Source organism: Cupriavidus sp. 05T42 (assembly GCF_056396345.1).
This window is the reverse complement of the sequence record NZ_JBFTLH010000005.1, coordinates 264,499-287,515: the sequence shown is the minus strand read 5'-3', so window position 1 is coordinate 287,515 and position 23,017 is coordinate 264,499. Positions and strand designations below refer to the sequence as shown.

24 protein-coding genes are annotated in these 23,017 nt (G+C 65.7%); 15 read left to right on the top strand and 9 right to left on the bottom strand.

Translation table 11 applies throughout. From position 1 onward, the window contains the following. Window positions 1-18 precede the first annotated feature (18 nt). The 4 genes from AC1EJR_RS09295 (at window position 19) to AC1EJR_RS09280 (ending at window position 2,426) form a co-directional block, all read left to right on the top strand. Window positions 19-441: a group II truncated hemoglobin gene (locus AC1EJR_RS09295; protein ID WP_092292339.1), complete on the top strand. Its 423-nt coding sequence runs from the start codon at window positions 19-21 to the stop codon at window positions 439-441. Continuing rightward, window positions 428-1,027, top strand: a complete 600-nt coding sequence (locus AC1EJR_RS09290) for a DUF924 family protein (protein WP_477112998.1) — start codon at window positions 428-430, stop codon at window positions 1,025-1,027. The genes AC1EJR_RS09295 and AC1EJR_RS09290 overlap by 14 nt, the downstream gene beginning before the upstream one ends. A gap of 104 nt (window positions 1,028-1,131) precedes the next feature. Continuing rightward, entirely contained in the window at window positions 1,132-1,845 is a 714-nt protein-coding gene (locus tag AC1EJR_RS09285) for a TetR/AcrR family transcriptional regulator (protein ID WP_092292343.1), read from the top strand. Beyond that, window positions 1,842-2,426: an LOG family protein gene (locus AC1EJR_RS09280; RefSeq protein WP_441591958.1), complete on the top strand. Its 585-nt coding sequence runs from the start codon at window positions 1,842-1,844 to the stop codon at window positions 2,424-2,426. Before AC1EJR_RS09285 ends, AC1EJR_RS09280 begins: the two co-directional genes overlap by 4 nt. 51 nt (window positions 2,427-2,477) lie before the next feature. On the opposite strand, the gene AC1EJR_RS09275 is transcribed toward AC1EJR_RS09280, so the two are convergent. The 8 genes from AC1EJR_RS09275 to AC1EJR_RS09240 all read right to left on the bottom strand — a co-directional run bounded on the left by AC1EJR_RS09275 (window position 2,478) and on the right by AC1EJR_RS09240 (window position 8,577). Further along, entirely contained in the window at window positions 2,478-2,933 is a 456-nt protein-coding gene (locus AC1EJR_RS09275) for a diacylglycerol kinase (RefSeq protein ID WP_092292347.1), read from the bottom strand. Next, entirely contained in the window at window positions 2,890-3,978 is a 1,089-nt protein-coding gene (locus AC1EJR_RS09270; protein WP_092292349.1) for a glycosyltransferase family 4 protein, read from the bottom strand. The genes AC1EJR_RS09275 and AC1EJR_RS09270 overlap by 44 nt, the downstream gene beginning before the upstream one ends. Before the next feature lie 53 nt (window positions 3,979-4,031). Further along, window positions 4,032-5,027, bottom strand: coding sequence for a UDP-2,3-diacylglucosamine diphosphatase (locus AC1EJR_RS09265; RefSeq protein ID WP_092292351.1), 996 nt, complete (start codon window positions 5,025-5,027; stop codon window positions 4,032-4,034). Window positions 5,028-5,099: 72 nt separating this feature from the next. Beyond that, window positions 5,100-6,116: a lipase family alpha/beta hydrolase gene (locus AC1EJR_RS09260; protein ID WP_477105061.1), complete on the bottom strand. Its 1,017-nt coding sequence runs from the start codon at window positions 6,114-6,116 to the stop codon at window positions 5,100-5,102. Next, the gene (locus AC1EJR_RS09255) at window positions 6,113-6,682 is read right to left on the bottom strand and encodes an RDD family protein (RefSeq protein ID WP_454756912.1); all 570 of its coding nucleotides are present in this window, start codon (window positions 6,680-6,682) and stop codon (window positions 6,113-6,115) included. The genes AC1EJR_RS09260 and AC1EJR_RS09255 overlap by 4 nt, the downstream gene beginning before the upstream one ends. Before the next feature lie 80 nt (window positions 6,683-6,762). Next, on the bottom strand, window positions 6,763-7,572 hold the full coding sequence (locus AC1EJR_RS09250; protein WP_441591965.1) for a DUF3106 domain-containing protein: 810 nt from the start codon (window positions 7,570-7,572) through the stop codon (window positions 6,763-6,765). 1 nt (window position 7,573) lies between these two features. Then, on the bottom strand, window positions 7,574-8,014 hold the full coding sequence (locus AC1EJR_RS09245) for a DUF3619 family protein (protein ID WP_092292359.1): 441 nt from the start codon (window positions 8,012-8,014) through the stop codon (window positions 7,574-7,576). After that, window positions 8,011-8,577, bottom strand: a complete 567-nt coding sequence (locus AC1EJR_RS09240) for an RNA polymerase sigma factor (RefSeq protein ID WP_092292361.1) — start codon at window positions 8,575-8,577, stop codon at window positions 8,011-8,013. The genes AC1EJR_RS09245 and AC1EJR_RS09240 overlap by 4 nt, the downstream gene beginning before the upstream one ends. Window positions 8,578-8,925: 348 nt before the next feature. Between AC1EJR_RS09240 and AC1EJR_RS09235 the strand changes: the two genes are divergently transcribed. From AC1EJR_RS09235 to AC1EJR_RS09205, 7 genes are all read left to right on the top strand, one after another. Beyond that, window positions 8,926-10,689, top strand: coding sequence for an acetolactate synthase 3 catalytic subunit (locus tag AC1EJR_RS09235; RefSeq protein ID WP_092292363.1), 1,764 nt, complete (start codon window positions 8,926-8,928; stop codon window positions 10,687-10,689). After that, a complete protein-coding gene (ilvN, locus tag AC1EJR_RS09230; protein ID WP_008643328.1) occupies window positions 10,689-11,180 on the top strand; it encodes an acetolactate synthase small subunit in 492 nt (163 codons plus the stop codon). The genes AC1EJR_RS09235 and ilvN overlap by 1 nt, the downstream gene beginning before the upstream one ends. 128 nt (window positions 11,181-11,308) lie before the next feature. Then, on the top strand, window positions 11,309-12,325 hold the full coding sequence (ilvC, locus tag AC1EJR_RS09225; protein WP_092292365.1) for a ketol-acid reductoisomerase: 1,017 nt from the start codon (window positions 11,309-11,311) through the stop codon (window positions 12,323-12,325). Between the two features lie 263 nt (window positions 12,326-12,588). Continuing rightward, complete coding sequence (locus AC1EJR_RS09220; protein ID WP_092292367.1) at window positions 12,589-13,251, top strand: phosphatidylserine decarboxylase; 663 nt, start codon at window positions 12,589-12,591, stop codon at window positions 13,249-13,251. A gap of 34 nt (window positions 13,252-13,285) precedes the next feature. Further along, window positions 13,286-14,191, top strand: coding sequence for a CDP-diacylglycerol--serine O-phosphatidyltransferase (pssA, locus tag AC1EJR_RS09215; protein WP_092292369.1), 906 nt, complete (start codon window positions 13,286-13,288; stop codon window positions 14,189-14,191). A gap of 120 nt (window positions 14,192-14,311) precedes the next feature. After that, complete coding sequence (gene lysM / locus AC1EJR_RS09210) at window positions 14,312-14,815, top strand: peptidoglycan-binding protein LysM (protein WP_092292371.1); 504 nt, start codon at window positions 14,312-14,314, stop codon at window positions 14,813-14,815. Window positions 14,816-15,132: 317 nt separating this feature from the next. Continuing rightward, complete coding sequence (locus AC1EJR_RS09205) at window positions 15,133-16,671, top strand: 2-isopropylmalate synthase (protein WP_092292373.1); 1,539 nt, start codon at window positions 15,133-15,135, stop codon at window positions 16,669-16,671. A 126-nt stretch (window positions 16,672-16,797) separates the two neighbouring features. On the opposite strand, the gene AC1EJR_RS09200 is transcribed toward AC1EJR_RS09205, so the two are convergent. Further along, window positions 16,798-17,334 (bottom strand): hypothetical protein, encoded by a 537-nt coding sequence (locus tag AC1EJR_RS09200; protein WP_092292375.1) that lies wholly within the window; start codon window positions 17,332-17,334, stop codon window positions 16,798-16,800. Between the two features lie 155 nt (window positions 17,335-17,489). Between AC1EJR_RS09200 and AC1EJR_RS09195 the strand changes: the two genes are divergently transcribed. The 4 genes from AC1EJR_RS09195 (at window position 17,490) to AC1EJR_RS09180 (ending at window position 22,977) form a co-directional block, all read left to right on the top strand. Beyond that, window positions 17,490-18,782, top strand: a complete 1,293-nt coding sequence (locus tag AC1EJR_RS09195; protein ID WP_441591969.1) for a branched-chain amino acid ABC transporter substrate-binding protein — start codon at window positions 17,490-17,492, stop codon at window positions 18,780-18,782. Window positions 18,783-18,954: 172 nt separating this feature from the next. Next, on the top strand, window positions 18,955-19,218 hold the full coding sequence (rpsO, locus tag AC1EJR_RS09190; protein ID WP_092292379.1) for a 30S ribosomal protein S15: 264 nt from the start codon (window positions 18,955-18,957) through the stop codon (window positions 19,216-19,218). Between the two features lie 442 nt (window positions 19,219-19,660). Beyond that, entirely contained in the window at window positions 19,661-21,823 is a 2,163-nt protein-coding gene (gene pnp, locus AC1EJR_RS09185) for a polyribonucleotide nucleotidyltransferase (protein WP_441591971.1), read from the top strand. Window positions 21,824-21,972: 149 nt separating this feature from the next. Beyond that, the gene (locus tag AC1EJR_RS09180; RefSeq protein ID WP_477105059.1) at window positions 21,973-22,977 is read left to right on the top strand and encodes an NAD(P)H-quinone oxidoreductase; all 1,005 of its coding nucleotides are present in this window, start codon (window positions 21,973-21,975) and stop codon (window positions 22,975-22,977) included. Window positions 22,978-23,017: the final 40 nt, after the last annotated feature.

Genomic DNA, 23,017 nt, shown 5'->3' with positions numbered 1-23,017 from the left:
GAATTCTCTCGAATTGACATGATTACCGAACCTTCCGAACCCACCGACGCCACGACCCAGGAGGTGACCGCCTACGAACTGGTCGGCGGCGAGGCCCGCGTGCGCGAGCTGGTGGACCGCTTCTATGACCTGATGGACCTGGAGCCCGAGTTCAAGCAGCTCCGCTCCATCCATCCGCCGTCACTCGATGGCTCCCGCGACAAGCTGTTCTGGTTCCTGTGTGGCTGGCTGGGCGGCCCGAACCACTTTATCGAGCGCTTTGGCCACCCGCGCCTGCGCGCGCGCCACATGCCGTTCGAGATCGGCACGACGGAGCGCGACCAGTGGATGCGTGCCATGGCGCTGGCGATGCAGGACATCGGCCTGCCCGAAGACCTGCAGATGCGGCTGATGCAGGCGTTCTTCCAGACCGCCGACTGGATGCGTAATGTGCAGCGATAGGCGCATTTTGGGCGCGCGGGATGTACTGGACTTCTGGTTCGGCACGCCCGACGCGGCCATCTGGAATACGTCGCGGCGCGAATGGTTCACCAAGCGCGACGCCTTCGACGCCACCGTCCGCGACACCTTCCTGCCGACCTGGCAGGCCGCACATGAGGGCGCGCCGGACGACTGGTCCGCCACGCCCGAAGGCACCTGCGCCCGCCTGATCCTGCTCGACCAGTTCCCGCGCAACATGTTCCGGGGCGATCCGCGCAGCTTCGCCACGGACGCGCAGGCCCAGGCGCTGGCCCGCCGGATGCTCGCCCAGGGCTGGGACCGCGAACTGCCCACGCCGTGGCATCGCATGTTCTGCTACCTGCCGTTCGAGCACGCCGAGTCGCCCGAGGCGCAGGACATCGCCGTGCGCGAATACACCGCGCTGCGCGAAGACACCGGCGGCGAGGTCGATGGCGTGGAATGGGCCATCAAGCATCAGGAAATCATCGCGCGCTTCGGCCGATTTCCGCATCGCAATGCCGTACTGGGCCGCGCCAGCACGGACGACGAACTGGCGTTCCTGAAGCAGCCCGGTTCCTCGTTTTGAGGGGTGCCGGCCCGCCAGTGGCGTTTTCGCCGCTTGGCGGGTCGGCCGCCCGACCCGATTGCTTATAATCCCAATCCTGCCGATTCGAGAGTCCGCCCGACCCCATGGAAGCCAAACCGCAAGCCGGCCCGCGCCGAACCCGAGACCGCATCCTCGACGTCTCGCTGCGCCTGTTCAATGAGCTTGGCGAGCCCAACGTCACCACCACGACGATCGCGGAAGCCATGGAGATCAGCCCCGGCAATCTCTACTACCACTTCCGCAACAAGGACGACATCATCAACTCCATCTTCGTGCGCTTCGAGCAGGAGATGGAGCGCCGCCTGAAGATGCCGGAGGACCACAAGGCCACGCTGGGCGAAAGCTGGGGCTACCTCCAGTACATGTCCGAGTTCCTGTGGAACTACCGCTTCCTGTACCGCGACATCAACGACCTGCTGGCGCGCAACCGGATGCTGGAAACCAACTTCAAGCGCATCGTGGAGCAGAAGAAGCGCTTCGCGCTGGAGATCTGCCGCCAGTTCCAGGAAGACGGCGACATGGAAGCCACGCCGGAGCAGGTGGACGCGATTTGTACCAATATTGTTGTGATTGCCACGTACTGGCTGTCGTTCCAGTTCGTGCAGCATCCGCGCCAGTACAACGATCCCGATCAGATCCGGGGCTACCTGCACGGCTCGAGCTATCACATCTTCTCGATCCTGGCCCCGTACCTGCGCGGCAAGGCGCGCGAGGCATTCGATCAACTGGCGCGCGAATATGCCGTCACCAAGGCGGAGGCCGAGGCCGCCGCTGCCGCGAAGAAGGAAAGACAGTGAAATCGGTTTGTGTCTATTGCGGGTCCAGCCCCGGCTTCCGTCCGGAATACGCCGAGGCGGCCCGTGCGCTGGGCGCCACCATGGTTGAACAGGGGCTGGCGCTGGTCTACGGCGGCGGCAAGGTCGGGCTGATGGGGATCGTGGCGGACAGCGTGCTGGCGCACGGCGGCACGGCCATCGGCGTGATTCCCGATGCGTTGATGCAGAAGGAAGTCGGCCATCGCGGCCTGACCGAACTGCACGTGGTGCGTAACATGCACGAGCGCAAGCAGATGATGGCGGACCGCTCGGACGCGTTCATCGCCATGCCGGGCGGCGTCGGCACGTTCGAAGAGCTGTTTGAAACGTTCACCTGGGCCCAGCTCGGCTACCACGACAAGCCCGTGGGCCTGCTGAACGTGGCCGGCTTCTACGACGGCATGCTGGCTTTCCTGAACCACGCCGTGGGCGAAGGGTTCCTGAAGCAGGTGCACGCCGACATGCTGCACGTGTCCGACACGCCCAACACGCTGCTCGGCAAGCTGGCCGCCGCGCCGCGCGTACGCGTGGACAAGTGGATCGAGAAGCGCGAAGAGACCTGACCCGCCGGGACTGGCGCCCGCCAGTCCCGACTCGCCCTGATTAGCGGCTAACTAACCCAGCCAGCCGCCGATCCACCGCACCACGTGCGGCCCGCCGATGGCGATCCAGGTGCCGCCGCACAGCACGAGCGCCAGCATGACCGCCGCGCTGCCAAAGTCCTTGGCGCGCTTCGACAGGCTGTGCCGCTCGAGCGAAATCCGGTCCACGGCGGCCTCCACGCTGGAATTCAGCAATTCCACGATCAGCACCAGCAGCAGCGTCCCCAGCAGCAATATCCGTTCGACCGCCGAGATCGGCAGCAGGAACGCGCATGGCGTGAAAATCACCACCAGCGTCAGTTCCTGCCGGAACGCGCTCTCTTCGAGCACCGCGTAGCGCAGGCCGGACAGCGAGTTGATCGCCGCGTGCCAGGCGCGGCGGATACCGCGATTGCCTTTGTGGGGGTTGTTCTCGACCGAGTACTCAGTCTCCGGAGCGGACGGCAGCGGGGGATGCGGTTTTGGCATGATCGTGCGCAGCGGTGGGAGCCGTGGTGTCTTGGGGGGCTGCCGACGCTGGCAACGGCCGCAGGTGAGCGAGGAACTGCTCGGACGCCGCGCGCCACGAGAACTTCTCGGCGTGGGCGCGAGCGGTGACGCGGTCGATGCGCAGCGCCTCGAGGCAGGCTTCGCGCAAATCCTCGTGCATCACGCCGGCCGGGCTGTCGCCCAGCACATCGATCGGCCCGGTAACCGGGTACGCCGCCACGGGCAGGCCGCTCGCCAGCGCTTCCAGCAGCACCAACCCGAAGGTATCGGTGCGGCTCGGGAACACGAAGACATCGGCAGAAGCATACACCTTGGCCAGATCGGGCTGCTCGAGCACGCCGAGATAGCTGGCGGACGGATAGCGCGCCTTCAGGCCGGCCAGCGCCGGGCCATCGCCCACCACCCATTTCGAGCCGGGCAAGTCGAGTTGGAGGAAGGCCTCGACGTTCTTCTCCACGGCCACGCGGCCCACGTAGAGGAAGATCGGGTGGGCGGTGTTGAGCACGTTGGCGCGCTCGGCGGTGAAGACGTCGAGGTCCACGCCGCGCGTCCACAGCACGCCGTGGGTGATGCCGTACTGGTGCAGGTCGTGCAGCACCACCGGCGTGGGCGCCATCACAGCACGCGCTGGACCATGGAACCAGCGCAGGAAGCGGTAGGTCCAGGCCAGCGGAACGCCGAAGCGGGCCTGCACGTACTCCGGGAAGCGCGTGTGGTAGGCCGTGGTGAACGGCAGGCCGTGGCGCATGGCGTAGCGGCGCGCGGCCAGGCCGAGCGGGCCTTCGGTGGCGATGTGCAGGGCCTCCGGGCGGAAGGCGTCGATGCGGGCGCGTACCTTGGCCGTCGGCAGCAGCGACAGGCGGATTTCCGGGTACGTCGGGCATGGCACGGTGCGGAATTCCAGCGGCGTCAGCAGGTCCACCGTGTGGCCCATCGCCTCCAGTTCGCGGCGCGTGGACTTGAGCGTGCGCACCACGCCGTTGACCTGGGGCTCCCAGGCATCCGTGACAATCATGACTCGCATCGAATCTCCTTGCGGCAGTGTGGCCGGGTGAGGTGTCGTGGGGGCGGGGCGTGTCAAAGCGCCATCTCGGTGGCGCGGCGGCGCCGGCGTCCCACTGGCTCGGGCGGATCGAGCAGCGTGGTCCAGTAGACGATCTTGAGCTCGCCTTCCATGGTCTCGACCAGCGCCGAGAGGCTTTCCACCCAGTCGCCGTCGTTGCAGTAGAGCTGGCCGTCCACCTCGCGGATCTCCGCCTTGTGGATGTGGCCGCAGACCACGCCGTCGCAGCCGCGCCGGCGCGCCTCGTCCACCATCGCGTGCTCGAACGAGTTGATGTAGCTGACCGCGTTCTTGACCTGATGCTTCAGGAATTGCGAGATCGACCAGTACTCGAAGCCGAGCCGGGTGCGGATGCGGTTGAAATGGCGATTCAGCGCCAGGATCATCGTGTACAGCGAGTCGCCCAAGTACGCCAGCCAGCGCGCGTGCTGCACCACGCCGTCGAACAAATCGCCATGCACCACCCAGAGCCGGCGGCCGGTGGCGGTTACGTGGATGGCGTCCTCGCGCACGGTGATGTCGCCGAAAGCCATGCCGTCGAACTGGCGCGCCACTTCGTCGTGGTTGCCGGGCACGTAGATCACTTCCGTGCCCTTGCGCGCCTTGCGCAGCAGCTTCTGCACCACGTCGTTGTGGCTCTGCGGCCAGTACCAGCCACGGCGCAGCTGCCAGCCGTCGATGATGTCGCCTACCAGATAGAGCACGTCGGACTCGTTGTGCTTCAGGAAATCGAGCAGATACGTGGCCTGGCAACCGGGCGTGCCGAGATGGATATCGGACAGCCAGATGGCGCGGTAGCGATGCGTGGGAGGTTCCGAAGCGGAGGCGGGGCGGTTGCCCGATTCGGCGTGGAAGGCTGGGGCGGCGGGAGCGGCCGGTGACAGTTCCGTCGGCGGCGGCATGAAGGCCGCCAGTGCGGCGGACAGCGAGAGCGTGGTGTCAGGCTTGCCGCGCAGGCGTTGCGCGGCCCTCGACAGACGCCCCCGAGCAAACTGGAGAGCTTGAACCATGGCGGCCCCGGTATCGGCGATGGGTGCATTGAGCCCTTGCCGCGTGACGGTGCCGTGACGGAAACATGAATGTCACATGAAGATCGAGGTGCGTTGTGGGGTTTGTTGTGGGGTTTGTTGTGGCGCCGGGGTGCGTAGCGAGGCGAGGGCGGCCAGCGTGGCGTCCACGGCGCGCGGGTGGCGCAGCAGGGAAACATGGCCGATGCCGGCCAGCGGCACGTTGCGCGCGCCGTCGAGCCAGGAGGTGCCCGGGGGGCCGGCGATGGAGTCGTGCCAACTGAACACCGAGACGATGCGCGCGCGCAAGGCCGGCGTCTCAGCCAGCGCCAACGCCTTCAGCCACGGGCTGTGCCAGCGCATCTGCCGCGCATTGCGGCCGCCGCCGAAGCGGGCGAGGGCGCAGCCGTGATGGGGCGAGCCAAGGGTGACGATGCCTGAGCAGGGCGGATCATCGCTCTCCCGCAACGCTAGCACCTGCGCGGCCCGTGCGGCGAGTCCGCCCATGCTGTGGCAGACCACGAGCGGCGCCTGGCCCGTGCGCGCGGCGATCCCGCGCATGCGGGCGAGCAGGGTCGGCGCGTAGTCGTCGATATCGCCCAGCACGGGTTCGAGGTCGATCCCTTCGCAGCGATAGCCGGCGGCGGCCAGCGTGGGCGCCATGTCAAGCCAGATCGCGTGATTGCAGCCGTAGCCGTGTACGAGCAGCACCGTCGGCGCGTCGGCATTGGCGGGCGAGTCAAAGGTGATGCGCGAGCGGAATGGCTGGAGCCAGTTGAACATGCGGAAGACCGCGCGGCATTCCGAAAGATAGCAGGCGAGCGCGCCGGAGAGGCCGAGCGGCTGGCGCGGGGGCGTGTCGGAGGGATGGGGAAGGCGTGCATCCAGCGCGATGCCGGCGCCGCCCAGCGTGGCGATAAAGGCAACCCCTACACCGATGCCGAAGCCCATTACCACCGTCAGCAGCGCCGCGCCAATGGCGAGCGGCCACGGCCAGCCCGCCCATCCGGCCAACCCTGCCGCGAGGCCGCCGGCCGCCAGCGTCTGCGCGGCCACAGCCACGCGGCGCAGGGCGGCCGCCGTCAGGCTCATGACTTCGCGGCCGGGCGCGGGTCGCGCAGATCACGCAGGTCAATCAGGCGCGTGCCGGCCAGCCGGTCATGCAGGAACTGGCGGCGCGGGTCGAGCCACGCCAGCGCAATCCACACCAGCAGACCGGCCACCAGCGCGCCGACGAACGGCCCGCGCGTGAGCCCGAGCGCATGGCCGACCGCCGCCGCGGGCGGCAGCCACAGCCAGGCCAGCACATAGCGCAGCAGCGCGCGGGTCCAGTGCGGCGGCTGGCCGGCAGCCGTCTCGAGGCGGATGCGCCACGTCTGCATCGCCAGCGTCTGGCCGTTGCGCTGCCAGAACCACGTGAAATAGCAGGCCAGTACGACGAACATCCAGGCCTGATCGACATAGGGCTGGTCGATACCGAGGCGCTGGAGCAGCGGGCGCGCCAGCAGATAGACCGCGCTGGCGGCCATCAGCACCCCGAACAGCAGCACGCCCTCATAGAGCATGCAGGTCAGGCGGCGGCGCAGCGTGGGCGTGCGCGGGGCGCGCGACGGCATGGAAGCGGGAGAAGCGGGGGAGGCAGGGCTGGCGGCAGGCATGGCGCGGGTTCCGGGTGAGCGGCAATTATGCCAAATCCGGGGCGGCGCGCCGCGCGGCCGGGAAGGTGGCCGGGAAGGTGTTACTGGCGGGGGGAGTCGGGCGGACTGATCGGGATGTCGGTCGCCGCCTCGCCGGTGACCGGCGGCGAAAGCGACTCGGTGGCCGGTTGTGCTGCGGGTGCCGAAGCCGCAACTTCCGGCGGCGTTGCGGGCGTGACCGGCACGGGTGCGGCGGCGACCGGTGCCGAGGCCGGCGACGCCGGTGTCGATGCTGTCAGCGCTGGGGGCAGCGCGGCGGCACCGCTGGCGGGTTTATTGACGCGGATCTGGTGGCCGGAATCGGTCGGCAGACGCTTGCCGGAAGGCAGGCCGCTCACTGCGCCGGGGCGGCGCGGCACCTTCTCGGCTGCCGCCAGTTCCTTCTTCTGCGCCTCGGGAAGCTGTTGATAGCGATCCCACGCATCGGCCTTCTTCTCGGCCGGCACCGTACGGGTGATCTGGTAGTTCTCGCGCGCCACGCGGCGTTCCTGCGGCGTCATCTTGACCCATTCGGCCATCCGTTCCTGCAGCCGCGCCTGTTCCTCGGGCTTCAGCGACGGGTAGCGATCGGCAATACGCTGCCACTTGCGGCGGTTGAGTTCGGGGATGGTGTCCCAGAGCGGGCGCAGCGGGGCGAGGATCTGCTGGTGCGTCGGGGTCAGTTCGACCCAGGTCGGATGCACATGGACCACGGCCGGCGCCGAGGCGCCCGCACGGACCTCGTGGGCTTCGGCGGCCTGCGTCAACTCGCCCGAGGCCAGCGCAACCACGGCGCCAAGGCTGGCGCACAGCGCGGTGAATCGGGCCAGCCGGCGCGGGGCGGCGTCGGAGCGGAAGTGAGCGCGCGCCATCCTATTGATCGCGGTCGTGCTTGAGGAACACGTGGAAGCCCTGGTCGGCGTAGGCCGTGGGCGGCAGGTCGTCCAGCAGCATGGCGGCGTCCACGTCGGCCAGCTCCTCCACGCGCTTCTGCTGCTGCCACTGGTAGATGCCGGTCACGCCGACCACCAGCGCCACCAGCGTCCAAAGCAGGGCGAGCCGGCGCAACCATGCGCCAGCGCGGTGCAGCGGCGAGTCGTCTTCATCGTCGAAGATGGCGCCATGGCCGCCGGGCAGGGCGAATTGTGGCACCGTGGCCGGTGCGGCGGCTTTCTTCGCGGCCAGCGCCATGCGCCGCGCGGCGGCGAGCCGTTCGGCAATGTCCGCCGGCACGGCATCCGCCGAGGCATCGAGTGCCGAGCGGATCTCGCGGGCGAAGCGGCGTTCCTGTATATCTCGTTCGTTTCGGCTCATAGTCGGACCCCCCGTGCGCGCAAGGCCTGCGCCAGTGTGTGCGTTGCACGGGAACAGTGCGTCTTGACGCTGCCTTCCGAGCAGCCCATCGCGGCTGCCGTCTCGGCCACGTCCATATCCTCCCAGTAACGCATCAGGAAAGCTTCGCGTTGACGCGTGGGCAGACGCTGGATTTCCTGCTCGATGATGTGCATGACCTGTGCCCGCTCGACCTTGTCGGCGCTGCTTTCCGCGGATTCTGACCCAGCCTGGGCCTCGAGAGTTTCCAGCAGGTCGTTGTCATCGCCTTCGCGGTCGTCGCGCAGGTTCGAGAACAGGGTTACCCACGTGTTGCGTACTTTCTGGCGGCGGAAATAGTCGTGGATCGTGTTCTGCAGGATGCGCTGGAACAGCGGCGCCAGCTCGGCGGCATGCTTGTCGCCGTACTTTTCGGCCAGCTTGATCATGGCGTCCTGCACGATGTCCAGCGCGGCTTCGTCATCCCGCACGGCGAATACGGCCTGCTTGAAGGCACGTCGTTCCACGCTGGAGAGAAAGTCTGAGAGTTCCTGGTCAGTGGCCATGCAGGCAGGAATGTGCCGCGAAAGTCGCGCGGCGGGTCGCAAATGTCTGCGATGCTAGCAAAAAACAGCCGGCTTGGGCGATGCTGTATTAGTTTGCAGACAATATGACGGAGGGGTCGCTTGCGGCCGTTGCGCCATCGTGGTGCGTCTGCAAAAAAGTCTCCAGGGGGCCATAGACCACGCTGGTGCATTGCAGTATCATCATCGGTTCACACGACATCAGTGGTTGTCTCATCAGACCGCTTATAAGGCGGTCTCTTCATGCAGACGCGCACCGCTTGAACCCGAGCCACAAGCCCGGCAGAGAGCATCCAAACAATTTTTTGCCGAAAATTGCAAAGGACTGAAATGAACATGCCCAGCGCGGAATTCTCCCACGCAGACAGCAATTCATCTGCCGCACCCGAAATGATCGGTGCGGAAATTCTCTGTCACGCACTCGCCGAAGAAGGCGTCGAATACGTCTGGGGCTACCCCGGCGGCGCGGTGCTGTACATCTACGACGAACTCCACAAGCAAAAGAAGTTCGAGCACATCCTGGTGCGCCACGAGCAGGCTGCGGTCCATGCCGCGGATGGCTACGCGCGCGCCACGGGCAAGGTCGGCGTCGCCCTGGTGACTTCCGGCCCGGGCGTGACCAATGCCGTGACCGGCATCGCCACCGCCTACCTGGACTCGATCCCGATGGTGGTGATCACCGGCAACGTGCCGACCCATGCCATCGGCCAGGATGCCTTCCAGGAATGCGACACCGTCGGCATCACGCGCCCGATCGTCAAGCACAACTTCCTCGTGAAGGATGTGCGCGACCTCGCCGCGACGATCAAGAAGGCGTTCTTCATCGCCGCCACCGGCCGTCCCGGCCCCGTGGTGGTCGACATTCCGAAGGACGTGTCGCGGAACTCGTGTAAGTACGAGTACCCGAAGACGATCGACATGCGCTCGTACAACCCCGTGAACAAGGGGCACTCGGGCCAGATCCGCAAGGCTGTCGCGCTGCTGCAGGGCGCCGAGCGTCCGTATATCTATACGGGCGGCGGCGTGGTGCTGGCCAATGCCAGCGACGAGCTGCGCCAGTTGGCCGCCATCACGGGCCATCCGGTCACCAACACGCTGATGGGCCTGGGCGCGTTCCCGGGCACGCACAAGCAGTTCCTCGGCATGCTCGGCATGCACGGGACGTATGAAGCCAATATGGCCATGCAGAACTGCGACGTGCTGATCGCCATCGGCGCCCGCTTCGACGACCGCGTGATCGGCAACCCGGCGCACTTCACTGCGCAGGCGCGCAAGATCATCCATATCGATATCGACCCCTCGTCGATCTCGAAGCGCGTGAAGGTCGACATTCCCATCGTCGGCAACGTCAAGGACGTGCTCCAGGAACTGATCGCCCAGCTGCAGGCCAGCGACGTCAAGCCCAAGCGCGAGGCCCTGGCCAAGTGGTGGGACCAGATCGAGCAATGGCGTTCGGTGGACTGCCTCAAGTACGACCGCAAGAGCGAGATCATCAAGCCGCAGTACGTGGTGGAAAAGATCTGGGAACTGACCAAGGGCGACGCCTTCATCTGCTCCGACGTGGGCCAGCATCAGATGTGGGCCGCGCAGTTCTACAAGTTCAACGAGCCGCGCCGCTGGATCAACTCCGGCGGCCTGGGCACGATGGGCGTGGGCCTGCCGTACGCCATGGGCATCAAGAAGGCGTTCCCGGACAAGGAAGTGGTGACCATCACGGGCGAAGGCTCTATCCAGATGTGCATCCAGGAACTGTCCACCTGCCTCCAGTACGACACCCCGGTCAAGATCTGCTCGCTGAACAACGGCTATCTGGGCATGGTGCGCCAGTGGCAGGAGATCGAGTACGACAACCGCTACTCGCACTCCTACATGACCGCGCTGCCTGACTTCGTCAAGCTGGCCGAGGCCTTCGGCCACGTGGGTATCCGCGTGGAAAAGACGGCCGATGTGGAGCCGGCGCTGCGCGAGGCGTTCCGCCTCAAGGACCGCACCGTGTTCCTGGACTTCCAGACCGACCCCACGGAGAACGTGTGGCCGATGGTCCAGGCGGGCAAGGGCATCTCCGAAATGCTGCTCGGCGCGGAGGACCTGTAATGCGACACATTATTTCGGTCCTGCTGGAAAACGAACCCGGCGCGCTGTCGCGCGTGGTGGGGCTGTTTTCGGCGCGCGGCTACAACATCGAGACGCTCACGGTGGCCCCCACCGAGGATGCGTCGCTGTCGCGGATGACCATTGTCACCACCGGTTCGGACGACGTGATCGAACAGATCACCAAGCACCTGAACCGCCTGGTGGAAGTGGTCAAGGTGGTGGACCTGACGGAAGGCGCGCACATCGAGCGCGAGCTGATGCTCGTGAAGGTGCGCGCGGTGGGCAAGGAGCGCGAGGAAATGAAGCGCACCGCCGACATCTTTCGGGGCCGCATCATCGACGTGACCGAGAAGACGTACACCATCGAGCTGACCGGCAACGGCGGCAAGCTGGATGCGTTCCTCGATGCCATCGACCGCACCGCGATCCTGGAAACCGTCCGTACGGGCGGTTCCGGCATCGGCCGCGGCGAACGCATCCTGAAGGTCTGACCGGCGCACCCGGCAGCGGCCACAAGCCAATCGCAGTATCCCCGGCGGCGCGACGCGTGAATCGGAACCAACGCCCGCGCCACGCCGCCACCCCTTATACGCAGACTTAGAAAATCGAAGGAATCATCATGAAAGTGTTTTACGACAAGGACGCCGACCTCTCCCTGATCAAGGGCAAGAACGTCACCATCATCGGCTACGGCTCGCAAGGCCACGCCCACGCACTGAACCTGAAGGATTCGGGCGTGAACGTGACGGTCGGTCTGCGCAAGAGCGGCGCGTCGTGGAACAAGGCCGTCAACGCCGGCCTGCAGGTCAAGGAAGTGGGCGAGGCCGTCAAGAACGCCGACGTGGTCATGATCCTGCTGCCGGACGAGCAGATCGCCGACGTGTACAAGAACGAAGTGCACGGCAACATCAAGGAAGGCGCCGCCCTGGCCTTCGCGCACGGCTTCAACGTGCACTACGGCGCCGTGATCCCGCGTGCCGACCTGGACGTGATCATGATCGCCCCGAAGGCCCCGGGCCACACGGTGCGCTCGACGTACTCGCAAGGTGGCGGCGTGCCGCACCTGATCGCCGTGCATCAGAACAAGTCCGGCGCCGCCCGTGACATCGCGCTGTCGTACGCTACCGCCAACGGCGGCGGCCGTGCCGGCATCATCGAGACCAACTTCCGCGAAGAAACCGAAACCGACCTGTTCGGCGAGCAGGCCGTGCTGTGCGGCGGTACCGTCGAGCTGATCAAGGCTGGCTTCGAAACGCTGGTGGAAGCCGGCTACGCGCCAGAAATGGCCTACTTCGAGTGCCTGCACGAGCTGAAGCTGATCGTCGACCTGATCTACGAAGGCGGCATCGCCAACATGAACTACTCGATCTCGAACAACGCCGAATATGGCGAATACGTCACCGGCCCGCGCGTCGTGACGGAAGAGACCAAGAAGGCCATGAAGCAATGCCTGACCGACATCCAGACCGGCGAATACGCCAAGAGCTTCCTGCTCGAGAACAAGGCCGGCGCCCCGACCCTGATCTCGCGCCGTCGCCTGACGTCCGAGCACCAGATCGAGGAAGTGGGTGCCAAGCTGCGCGCGATGATGCCGTGGATTGCCAAGAACAAGCTGGTCGACCAGTCGAAGAACTAAGCTGACGACAGCTGGCAGGGCGGGGCCCCCGGGCCCGCCGCCCTCGGCCGTCCAGCCCGCCGCCGGCCCCGCGCAGTGTTGCGTGAGGCATTTTGGCGGAGGCTGGACGGCTTTTTGTTATCCTTGTCGGACTTTTTTCGGGCGTTGGCTCGAATCTTTCTTATTATTCGCGGCGATACCCCTGAATTGCCCACGGCGGCCAGCCCCTGGCGCCGGCGCGGCATGGCGTATCGTTTCTACCTGAACTTCAGACCAAGTCTTGCATGAACTATCCTCATCCGCTGATCGCCCGTGAAGGCTGGCCATTCCTGGCCGGCGCATTCGTCATCTCGCTGCTGGTGCATGTCAGCGCAGGTTTCTGGTGGGCGCTGCCGCTGTGGATTCTCACGATCTTCGTGCTCCAGTTCTTCCGCGATCCGCCCCGGCCGATTCCGTCGACGCCCAACGCCGTGCTGGCACCCGCCGACGGCCGCATCGTCGTGGTCGAGAAGACCCAGGACCCGTACGCCGGGCGCGAGGCGCTGAAGATCAGCGTGTTCATGAACGTGTTCAACGTGCATTCGAACCGCGCGTCGGTGGATGGCAAGGTCGAGAAGCTCGAGTACTTCCCGGGCAAGTTCGTCAATGCCGATCTGGACAAGGCGTCGGTGGAGAACGAGCGCAACGCCATCGTGATCCGCCGCGCGCAGGACGGCCAGGTGGTCACGCTGGTCCAGGTGGCCGGGCTGGTGGCGCGCCGGATCCTGTGCTACACCAAGGTGGGCGACGCGATCTCGCGTGGCCAGCGCTACGGCTTCATCCGCTTCGGCTCGCGCGTGGACGTGTACCTGCCCGTGGATGCCCGGCCGCGCGTGACGATTGGCGAGAAGGTGTCCGCCTCGTCGACCGTGCTGGCCGAACTGGACGTGCAGGGCGCGCAGCAGTAAGCCGCCGCCATCCACACTGATAGGAGAGGCTGGCATGGGTGCCTTCAATCGACGGAACAAGCGCGTCAGCATCGGCAACGTGACGCATCTGCGACCGTTCCGCCGCAACCAGTTGCGCAACGACCCTGGCTACGACGAGGCCGAGGAAGGGCCGGACATCGAGTACGTGCGCCCGCGCCGGCGCGGCATCTACCTGCTGCCCAATGCGTTCACCACGGCCGCGCTGTTCGCCGGCTTCTACGCCATCGTGGCGGCGATGAACGGCCATTTCGACTCGGCCGCCATCGCCATCTTCGCGGCCATGGTGCTGGACGGCATGGATGGCCGCGTGGCGCGCATCACCAACACGCAGAGCGCATTCGGCGAGCAGTACGACTCGCTCTCGGACATGACCTCGTTCGGCGTGGCGCCGGCGCTGGTCATGTACACCTGGATCCTGCGCGACCTCGGCAAGTGGGGCTGGATCGCCGCGTTCGTCTACTGCACCTGCGCGGCGCTGCGCCTGGCGCGCTTCAACGCCAATATCGGCGTGGTGGACAAGCGCTTCTTCCAGGGCCTGCCGAGCCCGGCCGCGGCGGCCCTGGTGGCCGGCTTTGTCTGGCTGGTCATCGATAACAAGCTGCCGGTCAGGGAGCTGTGGATGCCGTGGGTCGCCTTTGCGATCACGCTCTATGCGGGCCTGTCGATGGTCTCCAACGCCCCGTTCTACAGCGGCAAGGCGCTGGACGTGCGCTACCGCGTGCCCTTCGGCATGATGGTGCTCGTGCTGGTGCTGTTCGTGGTGGTTTCCACCGATCCGCCGGTAGCGCTGTTCGGGCTGTTCGTGGCCTATGCCGTGTCGGGCTACCTGCTGTGGGCCTGGCGCGCGCTGCACGGCGAGCCGGGCGAGGTACGCAAGGCACGCGCCGGCGGACCCGACGGTCTCGGCGGCGGTAACTAGCAAGCATGGCAACAGGGCGTCTTCGGGCGCCCTGTGTCGTTCCAGCGGTATCCCAATCCGCATCACGCATCACGCATCACGCGTTACGCATTACGTTCCACTCACCGTCAGGAGAATGTCATGGGTATGTTTGACTTCATCAAGGAAGCGGGCGAAAAGCTGTTCGGCAAGGGCGAGGCCAAGGCTGCGCAGGATGCGGCCAAGGCGGATGCCTCGGCAGAGAAGCTGGAGGCCGCCAACCGCGCCGCCGGCGATGCCATCGAAAATTACATCAAGCAGATGGGGCTCGACGCCACCGGGCTGATGGTCCAGGTGGATGGGTCGCAGGGCAAGGCGACGGTGTTCGGCGTGGCGCCGGACCAGGCCACCCGGGAGAAAATCATCCTGTGCGCCGGCAACGTGGAGGGCGTGGAGTCGGTGGAGGACAAGATGTCCGTCAACGTGGAGTCCACCGAATCGCAGTGGCATACCGTGGTCAAGGGAGACACGCTCTGGGCCATTGCCCAGGCCGCCTACGGCAACGGTGCGGACTACAACAAGATCTTCGAAGCGAACAAGCCGATGCTTTCGCACCCGGACAAGATCTATCCGGGTCAGAAACTGCGGATTCCGCCGAAGGGCTGAAACCGGCTCGGGTCAGCCCGCCTTGCACGCGCGCGCCAAACCGGATATAGTCCCCGACATGATTTCGCGCCAGTCCCTACTCGCCCGCACCACCCTAGGTGGCCTACTAGGCCATCGGGTCGGGACGCGCGCGCGCTAAGGGACGCTATCGCCCTAGCGCGGAATCACCAGGAATTTTCCTAGTTTTCAAACGCCCCGGCCTGCAACCATGCACGCCGGGGCGTTTTGCATTTCCATTTCGAGGACTGCGACGCCCGACGGCAAGAAGGACGGGACGGCACGGCACACAACAAGGTACAGCCCAGGAGCTCCACAAAATGTCTGACAAACTCATCATTTTCGATACCACCTTGCGTGACGGCGAGCAGTCGCCCGGCGCCTCGATGACCCGCGAAGAGAAGATTCGCATCGCGCGCCAGCTGGAACGCCTGAGGGTCGATGTGATCGAGGCAGGCTTTGCGGCTAGTTCCAATGGTGACTTCGAAGCCATCCGCTCGATCGCCCAGGTGATCAAGGATTCGACGATCTGCTCGCTGGCCCGCGCCAACGACAAGGACATCGCCCGTGCCGCGGAGGCCCTCAAGCCCGCCAACTCGTTCCGGATCCACACGTTCATCGCCACCTCGGCGCTGCACATGGAGAAGAAGCTGCGCATGACGCCGGACCAGGTGTACGAGCAGGCGCGCCTGGCCGTGCGCTTCGCGCGCCAGTTCACCGACGACATCGAATTTTCGCCAGAAGACGGCAGCCGTTCGGACATGGACTTCCTCTGCCGCGTGCTCGAGGGCGTGATTGCCGAAGGCGCGACCACGATCAACCTGCCCGATACGGTGGGCTACGCGGTGCCGGAAGGCTACGCGGACCTGATCCGCTCGGTGCGCGAGCGCATCCCCAACTCGGACAAGGCTGTCTGGTCGGTGCACTGCCATAACGACCTGGGCATGGCCGTGGCCAACTCGCTGGCCGCCGTGAAACTGGGTGGCGCGCGCCAGATCGAGTGCACGATCAACGGCCTCGGCGAGCGGGCCGGCAACACGAGCCTGGAAGAGGTGGTAATGGCCGTGAAGACGCGCCGCGACTACTTCGATATGGACGTGAACATCGACACCACGCAGATCGTGCCGGCATCCAAGTTGGTATCGCAGATCACCGGTTTCGTGGTGCAGCCGAACAAGGCCGTGGTGGGCGCCAACGCCTTCGCGCATGCCTCCGGCATCCACCAGGATGGCGTGCTCAAGGCGCGTGACACCTACGAGATCATGCGCGCGGAGGACGTGGGCTGGAGCGCCAACAAGATCGTGCTGGGCAAGCTCTCGGGCCGCAATGCGTTCAAGCAGCGCCTGCAGGAGCTGGGCATCGAACTCGAGAGCGAGAGCGAAGTCAACGCCGCCTTCGGCCGCTTCAAGGAACTGGCCGACCAGAAGGCCGAGATCTTCGACGAAGACATCATGGCCATCGTTTCGGATGAGGCGCACGACGTGAACGAGCACTACCGCTTCGTGTCGCTGTCGCAGCGCTCCGAGACCGGCGAGCGCCCGCATGCGCGCGTGGTATTCAATATGGATGGCAGCGAGCAGACCGGCGAAGCCGAGGGCAATGGCCCGGTGGACGCCACCATGCACGCCATCGAAGGCAAGGTCAACAGCGGCGCGGAACTGGTGCTGTACTCGGTGAACGCGATCACCACCGGCACCCAGGCGCAGGGCGAAGTGACCGTGCGCCTGTCGAAGGCCGGCCGCATCGTCAACGGCGTGGGCACCGATCCGGACATCGTCGCGGCATCGGCCAAGGCCTACCTGGCCGCCTTGAACAAGCTGCACGACAAGGCCGTACAGAAGATCAACCCGCAGATCTGATCCCCGATCCGCGTGCCGGCGCCGGGGGCTCACAAGGCCTCCGCGACCATCAACCGCCCGTCAGTCGCCTATCCCGCGACGACGGGCGGTTTTTCGTTGGATTGCGATGTTTGCAAGCGATGCGGGTCAGCGACGATCGGAGCGGTCGTACAGCGGATCGGGCGTGATCTGGGTCTGGCGCAGCACGCCGGCGTCATCGAAATAGAAGTTGAACAGCGAGTACCACTGGTCCTCGTGACGGAACCGGTAGCTCCACACCTCGCGTTTCATCAGCGGAAAGTACTGGTTTGGCTCGCGCGGGGCACCGAAGTGCTCGAGCACGTCTTTCTTGGTCCAGACATTGACCTGCGCCTTGTACAGTTCCGGCGTTCGGAGCATCTGGCGGAAATTCGTCAGATTGCCATTCTTGTCGAAGTCAGCGGCGTACGATTCCTGGCCCAGCGGCTGTTTCGAATAGAACCAGCGCACGGTGCCGTCGTCGAGCTTAAAGATGTCGGTGGGCTTGCCGAAGGTGGCCATCACGGCGCTCTCGGGCTGGCCGACCAGTTTCAGGCCGGTATCGACCGGGGCGAGGGCGGAACAGGCGGCGAGCAGGGCGGCACCCAGGCCCAGGGCCACGGTCTGGGCCAGCCGGCGGCCGGCGAAGCGGAGGGGGGAGGTCATGGGATTTCTCGACTGGCAATCGTACGAATGCTGGAAGTGTAGTCCGCTCGGGCGCTGGTGTGCATCACACGCTGCTTTTTTGGTGGGATTGCCGCCATCGGCCCCACTGCCGTACCATCCACGCCTTTGTTGTGCGATGTAGAACAGGAGTGAGGATGTCCGGAGCGGAAAAAGGGCGGCGGCGCGGCCCGTGGCGTGCATGGCTGGCGGCGACGCTGCTGTGCCTGGCGGGGAGCGGGCATGCCCAGGGCGAGGCTGGCGCGCCGATCCGGCTTGGCATGATCGAGGGGCTGTCCGGCCCGTTCGCCAACGCAGGGGACGCCGTGGCGCGCAACCTGCGCATCGCCATCGACCGCGTGAACGCGCGGGGCGGGGTGAAGACCGCCGAGGGCGCCCGGCCGCTGGAATTGGTCACGTTCGACAGCAAGGGCAATGTCGATGAGAGCCTGATCCAGTTCCGCTCGCTGGTGGACAAGCGCATCCCGTTTGTACTGCAGGGCAACAGCTCGGCCGTGGCCGGGGCGCTCGTGGCGGCGATCAACCGCCACAACATGCGCCAGCCGGACGCACGCGTGCTGTTCCTCAACTACTCGGCCGTCGATCCCGCGCTGACCAACGAGAATTGCAGTTTCTGGCATTTCCGCTTCGACGCGAGTTCGGACATGCGCATGCAGGCGCTGACCGAGGCGATTCGCGGCGAACACGCGGTGCGGAAGGTCTATCTGATCGACCAGGACTACAGCTTCGGCCATCAAGTGGCGAAATCGGCACGTGAGATGCTGGCGGCCAAGCGGCCGGACATCCAGATCGTGGGCGACGAATTCCACCCGATCGGCAAGATCAAGGATTTCGCGCCGTACATCGCCAAGATCAAGGCCAGTGGCGCCGACGCGGTGATCACCGGCAACTGGGGCAATGACCTGACGCTGATGGTCAAGGCCGCGCGCGAGGGTGGGCTGGGCGCCCGCTTCTATACCTTCTATGGCAACGGCCTGGGCGCGCCGGCGGCGATGGGCGATGCCGGCGTGGGCCGTGTGCTGGCGGTGGCCGAATGGCATCCGAACGTGGGCGGCGCGGCGTCCGACGCCTTCTACCAGGCGTTCCGCACCCGCTACCCCGAGCCGCGCGACGACTACGTGCACCTGCGCATGCAGATGATGGTGGAAATGCTGGCGCGGGCCATCACCCAGGCTGGTACCACGGAGGCGGTCAAGGTGGCGCTGGCGCTCGAGAACATGCGCTTCACCAACGATTTCCACGACGCCACCGTGCGCGCGGACGACCACCAGGTGCTGCAGCCGCTCTATGTCTCGGTCATGGCGAAGCAGGGCGGGGACGTGCGCTTCGACAACGAAGGTTCTGGCTACGGCTTCCGCACGGTAAAGAAGCTCAAGACGGCCCAGACCACGCTGCCCACCACGTGCCGTATGGAGCGCCCGGCGGGCTGATCAGGCAGGCCGCGCGGATGAATTTCGCCGCGCCGGCAAATTCGGCTATAATCCGCGGCTGTCGTGCAAGGACCCCTGCGCACGGCACATGCCTCAGTCCATACCAGGCTTCAAGGCACGACGCAGGTGGCGCATTCCGCGCTGCAGCGTTCGCAAGTGAAAGGAAACCATCATGGCAATCGCCAACAAGTCCGAAGTTATCAAGCAGTTCGCCCGCGGCACCAACGACACGGGTAGCCCCGAAGTTCAGGTCGCTCTGTTGACCACCCGCATCAACGAACTGACCCCCCACTTCAAGGCCAACATGAAGGATCACCACAGCCGCCGCGGTCTGCTGCGCATGGTGAGCCGTCGTCGCCGCCTGCTGGACTACCTCAAGGCCAACGACGCCGACCGTTACCGCACCCTGATCGAAAAGCTGGGCCTGCGTAAGTAAGGTCTGCGGATGGCAGCACGAATCCTGCACAAGTTGTTCCTGCACGATTTCACGTGAGGCCGCGATGCCTGCGTCAGCTCTGCTGAGGCAGGCATTTTGCTTTTCTGGCCCGGCGGCACACCCGCTGGGTCGGCGTTGATTGTGATGTTTGCTTCACTAAATTGTCCTGGCCAAGCGGCCCGGACGCCCGTTGCGCCAAGACGTGTAACGGAGTAAGTTACCTCGCTCTTTATATTGCTCTGTGACCGGAGTCGGCCAAGGAACCGGGGTTTTGTGTCATTCCATCGCCGCATCGCCAGCCTGGTGGTGCCGCGATGGAATGGCATAGCACTTCCCTGAGACTGCGACCGGCATGAATCCGGCAGTTCGCCTGCCGCTGTGAGCGCAGGCGTCGCGGGGCGCGCGTGTGTGCGCCCCGCATGCATGTATCAAGGAAACGCTCATGACCATGTTCAACAAGATCGTCAAGGAATTCCAATGGGGCCAGCATACGGTCCGCATGGAAACCGGCGAAGTCGCCCGCCAGGCTGGCGGCGCCGTGATCGTCGACGTGGAAGACACCGTGGTGCTGGCCACCGTGGTGGCCGCCAAGAGCCCGAAGGCGGGCCAGGACTTCTTCCCGCTGACCGTCGACTACATCGAAAAGACCTACGCTGCCGGCAAGATCCCCGGTGGCTTCTTCAAGCGTGAAGGCCGTCCGTCGGAAAACGAGACGCTGACCTCGCGCCTGATCGACCGTCCGCTGCGCCCGCTGTTCCCGGAAGGCTTCTACAACGAAGTGCAGGTGGTGATCCACGTGCTGTCGATCAACCCGGAAGTGCCGGCCGACATCCCCGCGCTGATCGGCGCGTCCGCCGCGCTGGCCGTGTCGGGCATCCCCTTCAATGGTCCGGTGGGCGCCGCCCGCGTGGGCTACAAGGATGGCCAGTACCTGCTGAACCCGACCCGCTCGCAGATCGCCGCGTCCGACCTGGACCTGGTGGTGGCCGGTACCGAGCGTGCCGTGCTGATGGTGGAATCGGAAGCGCAACAGCTGTCGGAAGAAGTGATGCTGGGCGCCGTGGTGTACGGCCATGAGCAGATGCAGATCGCCATCAACGCGATCCACGACCTGGTGCGCGACGGCGGCAAGCCCGAGTGGGACTGGGCCCCGGCAGCCAAGAACGAGCCGCTGATCGCCAAGGTTGGCGAGATCGGCCTGCCGCTGCTGCAGGAAGCCTACCAGCTGCGCCAGAAGTCGGCCCGCAGCCAGAAGCTGAAGGAAGTCTACGCCTCGGTGACGACTGGTCTGGCCGAAGCTGGCGTGGAAGCCGAGAAGGTGGAAGTCGGCAACATCCTGTTCGACCTCGAAGCGAAGATCGTCCGTGGCCAGATCCTGGCCGGCGAGCCGCGCATCGACGGCCGCGACACGCGCACCGTGCGCCCGATCGAGATCCGCTCGTCGGTGCTGCCGCGCGCGCACGGCTCGGCCCTGTTCACGCGTGGGGAAACCCAGGCGCTGGTGGTGGCCACGCTGGGTACCAAGAGCGACGAGCAGATCATCGACGCGCTGGCTGGCGAATACCGCGACCGCTTCATGCTCCACTACAACATGCCCCCGTTCGCCACTGGCGAGACGGGCCGCGTGGGTAGCCCGAAGCGTCGTGAAATCGGTCACGGCCGTCTGGCCAAGCGCGCGCTGATTCCGGTCCTGCCGAAGGACGACGAGTTCGCGTACACGATCCGCCTGGTGTCGGAAATCACCGAATCGAACGGTTCGTCGTCGATGGCTTCGGTCTGCGGCGGCTGCCTGGCACTGATGGACGCCGGCGTTCCGGTCAAGGCACACGTGGCCGGCGTGGCCATGGGCCTGATCCTCGAAGGCAACAAGTTTGCCGTGCTGACCGACATCCTCGGTGATGAAGATCACCTGGGCGACATGGACTTCAAGGTGGCCGGCACCGACGCGGGCATTACCGCGCTGCAGATGGACATCAAGGTCCAGGGCATCACGAAGGAAATCATGCAGGTGGCGCTGGCGCAAGCCCGCGAAGGCCGCATCCACATCCTGCAGAACATGCAGGGCGCGATGGGCCATGCGCGTACCGAACTGTCGGCACACGCACCGCGCATGATCACGATGAAGATCCATCCGGACAAGATCCGCGAAGTCATCGGCAAGGGCGGCTCGACCATCCAGGCCCTGACCAAGGAAACCGGTACGACCATCGACATCGGCGAAGACGGCACGATCACGATCGCGTCGACCTCGACCGAAGGCATGGCGGAAGCCAAGCGCCGCATCGAGGGCATCACCGCGGAAGCCGAAGTGGGCAAGATCTACGCCGGTACCGTGCTGAAGCTGCTGGACTTCGGCGCCATCGTGAACATCCTGCCGGGCAAGGACGGTCTGCTGCACATCAGCGAGATCGTCAATGAGCGCGTGAAGGACATCAAGGACTGGCTGAAGGAAGGCCAGCAGGTGCGCGTGAAGCTGATCCAGGCCGACGAGAAGGGTCGTCTGCGCCTGTCGTTGAAGGCAGCGCTGGCGGAAGAGGGCGGCAGCATCAGCCCGATCGTCCAGAGCGACGCCCCGGCGGCGCCGGCCTCGCCCGACCAGCAGTAAGCCGGTTCGGCAGTATCCGTAGTCCTCGTAGTACCAAAAAAGCGGCTGGCGATGTCCAGCCGCTTTTTTGTTTACACTGCCGGTCATTCCATGCGGATGGGGTTTGCCCAGGCCGCATGCCACGCACGACACACTGATGAGGAACGATCATGAAAGCCATCGAGATCCGTGAATACGGCGCGCCCGAAGTCCTGCAACTGGCCGAGCGCCCCGATCCGGAGCCGAAGGCGGGCGAAGTCCTGATCCGCGTGGCGGCGGCCGGCATCAATCGTCCCGATGTGTTCCAGCGCACCGGCAACTATCCGGTGCCGCCGGGTGCTTCTGACCTGCCCGGCCTGGAAGTGGCGGGCGTGGTGGTGGGCGGCGACCTGTCGCACGCCGACAATCGCTTCGGCCTGAAGGTGGGCGACCGCGTCTGCGCGCTGGTGCAGGGCGGCGGCTACGCCGAGCTGTGCACGGCCCCGGTGGCGCAATGCCTGCCGGTGCCGGCGGGCCTGTCCGATATCGAAGCCGCCGCGCTGCCCGAGACCTTCTTCACGGTCTGGAGCAATGTGTTCGACCGTGGCCTGCTGGGCCAGGGCCCGCGCGGCAAGGACGAGACGCTGCTGATCCAGGGCGGCTCGAGCGGTATCGGCACGACCGCCATCCAGATCGCCAAGGCGCTCGGCTTCAAGGTCTTCGTGACGGCTGGCAGCGACGAGAAGTGCAAGGCCTGCGAGGACTTGGGCGCCGATCGCGCGATCAACTACAAGACCCAGGACTTCGTGGTCGAGGTCAAGGCGCTAACGGAAGGCAAGGGCGTGGACGTGATCCTCGACATGGTGGCCGGCTCGTACCTGGCGCGCGAGTTGTCGTGCATCGCCGATGACGGCCGCATCGTCATCATCGCCCTGCTGGGCGGCGGCAAGGCCGAGATTCCGCTGGGCGACATCCTGCGCCGCCGGATCACCGTGACGGGCTCGACGCTGCGGCCCCGTCCGTCGTCGTTCAAGGGCAAGATTGCCGAAGCGCTGCACCAGCAGGTGTGGCCGCTGCTGGCGGCCGGCAAGATCAAGCCGGTGATCCACCAGGTCTTCCCGGCCGCGCAGGCTGCCGACGCCCATCGCCTGATGGAGTCGAGCGAGCACATCGGCAAGATCGTGCTGACCTGGTAACGGACGGCCGATCGGCGCGACGGGGCGTCCTGTTGCGCCG

Bases quoted from the DNA above. Each gene is read 5' to 3' on its own strand.
- AC1EJR_RS09295 (WP_092292339.1), top strand. From the start codon at position 19: ATGATTACCGAACCTTCCGAACCCACCGACGCCACGACCCAGGAGGTG.
- AC1EJR_RS09290 (WP_477112998.1), top strand. From the start codon at position 428: ATGTGCAGCGATAGGCGCATTTTGGGCGCGCGGGATGTACTGGACTTC.
- AC1EJR_RS09285 (WP_092292343.1), top strand. From the start codon at position 1,132: ATGGAAGCCAAACCGCAAGCCGGCCCGCGCCGAACCCGAGACCGCATC.
- AC1EJR_RS09275 (WP_092292347.1), bottom strand. From the start codon at position 2,933: ATGCCAAAACCGCATCCCCCGCTGCCGTCCGCTCCGGAGACTGAGTAC.
- AC1EJR_RS09270 (WP_092292349.1), bottom strand. From the start codon at position 3,978: ATGCGAGTCATGATTGTCACGGATGCCTGGGAGCCCCAGGTCAACGGC.
- AC1EJR_RS09265 (WP_092292351.1), bottom strand. From the start codon at position 5,027: ATGGTTCAAGCTCTCCAGTTTGCTCGGGGGCGTCTGTCGAGGGCCGCG.
- AC1EJR_RS09260 (WP_477105061.1), bottom strand. From the start codon at position 6,116: ATGAGCCTGACGGCGGCCGCCCTGCGCCGCGTGGCTGTGGCCGCGCAG.
- AC1EJR_RS09255 (WP_454756912.1), bottom strand. From the start codon at position 6,682: ATGCCTGCCGCCAGCCCTGCCTCCCCCGCTTCTCCCGCTTCCATGCCG.
- AC1EJR_RS09250 (WP_441591965.1), bottom strand. From the start codon at position 7,572: ATGGCGCGCGCTCACTTCCGCTCCGACGCCGCCCCGCGCCGGCTGGCC.
- AC1EJR_RS09245 (WP_092292359.1), bottom strand. From the start codon at position 8,014: ATGAGCCGAAACGAACGAGATATACAGGAACGCCGCTTCGCCCGCGAG.
- AC1EJR_RS09240 (WP_092292361.1), bottom strand. From the start codon at position 8,577: ATGGCCACTGACCAGGAACTCTCAGACTTTCTCTCCAGCGTGGAACGA.
- AC1EJR_RS09235 (WP_092292363.1), top strand. From the start codon at position 8,926: ATGAACATGCCCAGCGCGGAATTCTCCCACGCAGACAGCAATTCATCT.
- ilvN (WP_008643328.1), top strand. From the start codon at position 10,689: ATGCGACACATTATTTCGGTCCTGCTGGAAAACGAACCCGGCGCGCTG.
- ilvC (WP_092292365.1), top strand. From the start codon at position 11,309: ATGAAAGTGTTTTACGACAAGGACGCCGACCTCTCCCTGATCAAGGGC.
- AC1EJR_RS09220 (WP_092292367.1), top strand. From the start codon at position 12,589: ATGAACTATCCTCATCCGCTGATCGCCCGTGAAGGCTGGCCATTCCTG.
- pssA (WP_092292369.1), top strand. From the start codon at position 13,286: ATGGGTGCCTTCAATCGACGGAACAAGCGCGTCAGCATCGGCAACGTG.
- lysM (WP_092292371.1), top strand. From the start codon at position 14,312: ATGGGTATGTTTGACTTCATCAAGGAAGCGGGCGAAAAGCTGTTCGGC.
- AC1EJR_RS09205 (WP_092292373.1), top strand. From the start codon at position 15,133: ATGTCTGACAAACTCATCATTTTCGATACCACCTTGCGTGACGGCGAG.
- AC1EJR_RS09200 (WP_092292375.1), bottom strand. From the start codon at position 17,334: ATGACCTCCCCCCTCCGCTTCGCCGGCCGCCGGCTGGCCCAGACCGTG.
- AC1EJR_RS09195 (WP_441591969.1), top strand. From the start codon at position 17,490: ATGTCCGGAGCGGAAAAAGGGCGGCGGCGCGGCCCGTGGCGTGCATGG.
- rpsO (WP_092292379.1), top strand. From the start codon at position 18,955: ATGGCAATCGCCAACAAGTCCGAAGTTATCAAGCAGTTCGCCCGCGGC.
- pnp (WP_441591971.1), top strand. From the start codon at position 19,661: ATGACCATGTTCAACAAGATCGTCAAGGAATTCCAATGGGGCCAGCAT.
- AC1EJR_RS09180 (WP_477105059.1), top strand. From the start codon at position 21,973: ATGAAAGCCATCGAGATCCGTGAATACGGCGCGCCCGAAGTCCTGCAA.